The organism is Deltaproteobacteria bacterium, assembly GCA_009930495.1.
In the GTDB taxonomy this organism is placed as follows: Bacteria; Desulfobacterota; Desulfovibrionia; order Desulfovibrionales; family Desulfomicrobiaceae; genus Desulfomicrobium.
Map to the genome: position 1 here is coordinate 1 of RZYB01000199.1, position 4,149 is coordinate 4,149.

At 63.9% G+C, this 4,149-nt stretch carries 4 protein-coding genes; all 4 read right to left on the minus strand.

What is annotated here, in order from left to right; all coding sequences use genetic code 11:
* A partial coding sequence (locus EOL86_12390; protein ID NCD26373.1) for an efflux RND transporter permease subunit occupies positions 1-1,628 on the minus strand: 1,628 nt, incomplete at its 3' end.
* Entirely contained in the window at positions 1,625-2,782 is a 1,158-nt protein-coding gene (locus EOL86_12395; GenBank protein NCD26374.1) for an efflux RND transporter periplasmic adaptor subunit, read from the minus strand. The genes EOL86_12390 and EOL86_12395, both read right to left, overlap by 4 nt.
* Positions 2,783-2,875: 93 nt before the next feature.
* The gene (locus EOL86_12400; protein ID NCD26375.1) at positions 2,876-3,625 is read right to left on the minus strand and encodes a tRNA threonylcarbamoyladenosine dehydratase; all 750 of its coding nucleotides are present in this window, start codon (positions 3,623-3,625) and stop codon (positions 2,876-2,878) included.
* A partial coding sequence (locus EOL86_12405) for a TatD family deoxyribonuclease (GenBank protein ID NCD26376.1) occupies positions 3,622-4,149 on the minus strand: 528 nt, incomplete at its 5' end. The genes EOL86_12405 and EOL86_12400, both read right to left, overlap by 4 nt.

A 4,149-nucleotide genomic window follows, 5' to 3' on the forward strand; every position in this document is an offset into this window, starting at 1 on the left:
ATCACGGTTCCGGCCAGAACAGCCAGGGACACGGCAAAGGTCAGCACGTGGTGGCGCAGGCAGATGCCCAGGGACCACCGATACAGGTTCTGCAGCCCGTCAAAAATCCTTTCCGAAGTCCGAAAAACCACGCCATGCCGAACCTCGTGCGTGTCCTTCAGAAACAGGGCGCAGAGCATGGGCGTCAGGCTCAGGGACACGAATCCGGAAATGAGGATGGCCACGGAAATGACCACCGCGAACTCCCGGAACAGCCGGCCCACAATGCCGCCCATGAACAGAACAGGGATGAACACCGCGGCCAGGGAGATGGTCATGGACAGAATGGTGAAGGAAATTTCCCTGGACCCGTCAAAGGCGGCCTGAAGCACGGATTTTCCCATTTCCAGATGGCGGACGATGTTTTCCAGCATGACGATGGCGTCGTCGACAACAAACCCCACGGCCAGGGTCAGGGCCATGAGGGACAGGTTGTCCAGGGAAAAACCGTACAGATGCATGACGGCAAACGTCCCGACCACGGACATGGGCAGGGCCAGACTGGGGATGATCGTGGCCCGCACATTGCGCAGAAAAATGAAGATGACGGCCACCACCAGCCCCATGGTCAGCAGCAGGGTGAATTTCACGTCCTCCACGGATTCGCGGATGGACTCGGAGCGGTCATAGAGCACGGACAGCTCGATCGACGCCGGAATCTGATCCGCGAAGGTCGGCAACAGCTTGCGGATGTTGTCCACCACCTCCACGGTGTTGGTGCCGGGCTGGCGCTGCACGGCCAGGGTGATGGAACGCGTGTCGCCACGCCAACTGGCGATCTTGTCGTTTTCGACGCTGTCCAGCACCTGACCCAGGTCGCCCAGACGCACGGGCGCGCCGTTGCGCCAGGCAACGATCAGGGGACGAAAGGCGGCCGCGTCCATGAGCTTGCCGCTGGCCTGGACATTGAGGGCCGTGTGGTCGCCGTACAGGGTGCCCGTGGGCAGGTTGACGTTGGAACGGTCGATGGCTTCGGCCACCTCGTCCAAACCCACGTCCCGGCTGGTCAGGGCCTTGGGGTCGAGCTGGACGCGCACCGCGTACTTCTTGGCGCCGTAGATCGAGACCTGGGCCACGCCGCTGACCATGGAGATGCGCGGCGCGATGATGGTGTCCGCGTATTCGTTGACCTGGGACATGGGCAGGGTCTTGGAGGCCAGGCTGACGTAAAAAATGGGCGAATCGGCCGGATTGACTTTCTGGTACGAAGGTGGGCTGGTCATGTCGTCCGGCAGCTGGCGCTGGACCTTGGAAATGGCCGATTGCACGTCCTGGGCCGCCGCGTCGATGTCCCGCTCCAGAGCGAACTGCAGGGTGATGCGGGTCGAGCCCAGGGTGTTGGACGAGCTGATGGAGTCGATGCCGGCAATGGTCGCGAACTGGCGCTCCAAAGGCGTGGCCACGCTGGAGGCCATGGTTTCGGGGCTGGCTCCGGGCAGGCTGGCCGAGACCAGAATGGTCGGAAAGTCCACCGTGGGCAGATCGCTGACCGGCAGGGTGCGGTAGCTCATGACTCCGAAAAGCAGCAGGGCCAGCATGACCAGCGTCGTGGTCACGGGCCGGCGGATGAAGAGCGCGGCGATGTTCATTGCCTGGCCCCACCCTCACCCATGGCGGCCGGTCCGGAATCGTCGCCCTTTTGCGGGCGGATGGTCACGGCCGCGCCCGGCGTCAGACGCAGGTGCCCTTCCAGAACCACGCTTTCCCCGCCTTCCAGACCCGACGTCACCACCACAAGGCCGTCATGGCTTTGGCCGGTTTTGACCAGCCGGTAGTCCACGGTCTTGTCCGGCCGGATGACATAGACGAATTCCCCTTCCGCGCCCGGCATCACGGCCTGGACCGGCACCAACACCACATCTTCAAGGCCGCCCACGTCCAGGGTCACGTCGGTGAACTGGCCCGGCCACAAGGTCCGCGCCGTGTTGGCAAAGCGGGCCTTGAGGGCGATGGTCCCGGTGCCGGCGTCCACGGCACTGTCGATAAAATACAATTCTCCGGCAACGGCCTGGGGTGCTCCGGCCGGTTTGGCCCGGACCACAAGGGGTCTTACGGCCTGCCCGGCCATGATGGCCCGCAGATGGGCCTCGGGCACGGCAAAGCGCACATGCACGGGTTCCACTTTGGAGATGACGACCATGGGCGTGTCGGCATTGGCCTTGATCATGTTCCCGGCATGGGCTTGCAGCACCCCGGTACGGCCAGTGATGGGCGAACGGATTTCCGCGAAGGACAGTTCGACCCTGGCCGCTTCCACGGCTGCCTCGCCCGCCCGGATCTCGGCCTGCAGGGCGCTCAGTGCCGTGGCCGTGGTTTCCTGCTGGTCCTTGCTGATGATGCCCTGGCGCAGCAGGTCGTCGTATCGGCGTTTGTCTTCTCCAGCCTTGGCCAGCTGGGCGCGGGAGCGATCCAGGTCAGCTCGGGCCGCACGCAGGGCCGCCTCCAGATCGCGGCAGTCCAGGGAAAAAAGCGGGGCGCCCTGGCGTACATCCTGGCCTTCCTTGAAGTGGACCGCGCGCAGCAGGCCGGTGATGCGGGTTTTGATCTCGACCACCTCGCTGGCCTCCACCGTGCCGATGGCCGGGAGCACAATGGGCATTTGGCCGCGCACTGCCTGTCCGGCGACGACCGGCGCGGCCTTGGGTCCGGGTTTGGTGCCGGCTTTGTTTTCGGCCGCAGTGGAATATGCGGAGAAGGAAAGAAAAAATAGGGCCAGAAGGCAATATATGAATCTGGTCGGCATGGGCGGCTCGGTGTTGGGTGTGGATGTATTTATATGGAATTATTCGCGCCGGGATACGGTGTTTCTTTTGTGCCCGTCAACGCCGCGTCAAAGTCAGATTGACGGTCCTTCTTGAGATTTCAGGAGGATATGAATGACTTCGCTGGCCACGTACAGGCCGAACATGCCGGTCAAAAACGAAATGGACCCCAGGGGCGCACGCGGTCGGCCACTGACGCCCTGCTCCGGTGCCTCGTCCAGAAGCGGCTCGTTTTTGTTCAGGGCCGGTTCGGTAGAAAAAACGCAACGCACGCCGCTGGTCACGCCCCGTCGGCGCAGACGCTTGCGGATGATCTGGGCCAGGGGGCACATGAAGGACTTGGCGATGTCCGCGGCCTGGATCTTGGACGGATCGAGCTTGGCGGCCGCGCCCATGCTGGCCACCACGGGCAGACCCGCTTCCCTGGCCGCGACAATGAGGTTGACCTTGGAGTTGACCCCGTCGATGCAGTCCACGACCACGTCAAAACGCGGCTCCAGCAAAACGGCCACGTTCTCGCCATCCACGAACTGAATGCGCGCGTCCACGACGCAGTCCGGATTGATGTCCAGAACCCGCGCGCGGGCCACCTCGGCCTTGGGGCGGCCGATGGTCGATTCCAGGGCAAAGAGCTGGCGATTGATGTTGGAAACGCTGATCGTGTCGTGGTCGAACAGCACCAGATGCCCCACCCCGGCCCGGGCCAGGGCCTCGACCACATAGGACCCCACCGCGCCCAGACCGAACACCGCCACGGTGGCGGTGTTCAGGCAGGCCAGGCCGTCCTCGCCGATAAGTTGCATGGTCCGGGCAAAACGCATCATGCCGCGCTCCTTTGACAACAGGCGAAAAACTTCCGCGCATTGGCCGCCGTATACGCGGCGACCTCGGCCGGGTCCTCGCCGCGCAGTTCCGCCAGGGTTTCGACGATGAGCGGCAGGTAGGAAGGTTCGTTGCGCTCGAAATCCACGCCCAGGGGCGCGATGGCCGGGCTGTCGGTTTCCACCAGCAGGCGCTCGCGGGACACGCGGATGCAGGCCGTGCGGGCCTTGCGGTTGGCCGGGCGGGTGATGGAGGCGCAAAAGGAAATATGGCAGCCCAGAGTTTCGAAAACAGGCACCATTTCGTGAGAGCCGGTGTAAGCGTGGAGCATCATGAACGGCGGTCGGCGTGCAAGACCGCGCAAAAGCTCCGCCAAGCGGCCAAAAGCCTTGCGGCAGTGGATGCTCGCGGGCCGGGAATACCGCGCGGCGAGGTCCATCTGGGCCAGAAAAACCTCTTCCTGGGCCGCGTCGTTGCGTGTCTCCAGGGCGTTGTCCAGGCCGATCTCACCCACGCCCACGGGATG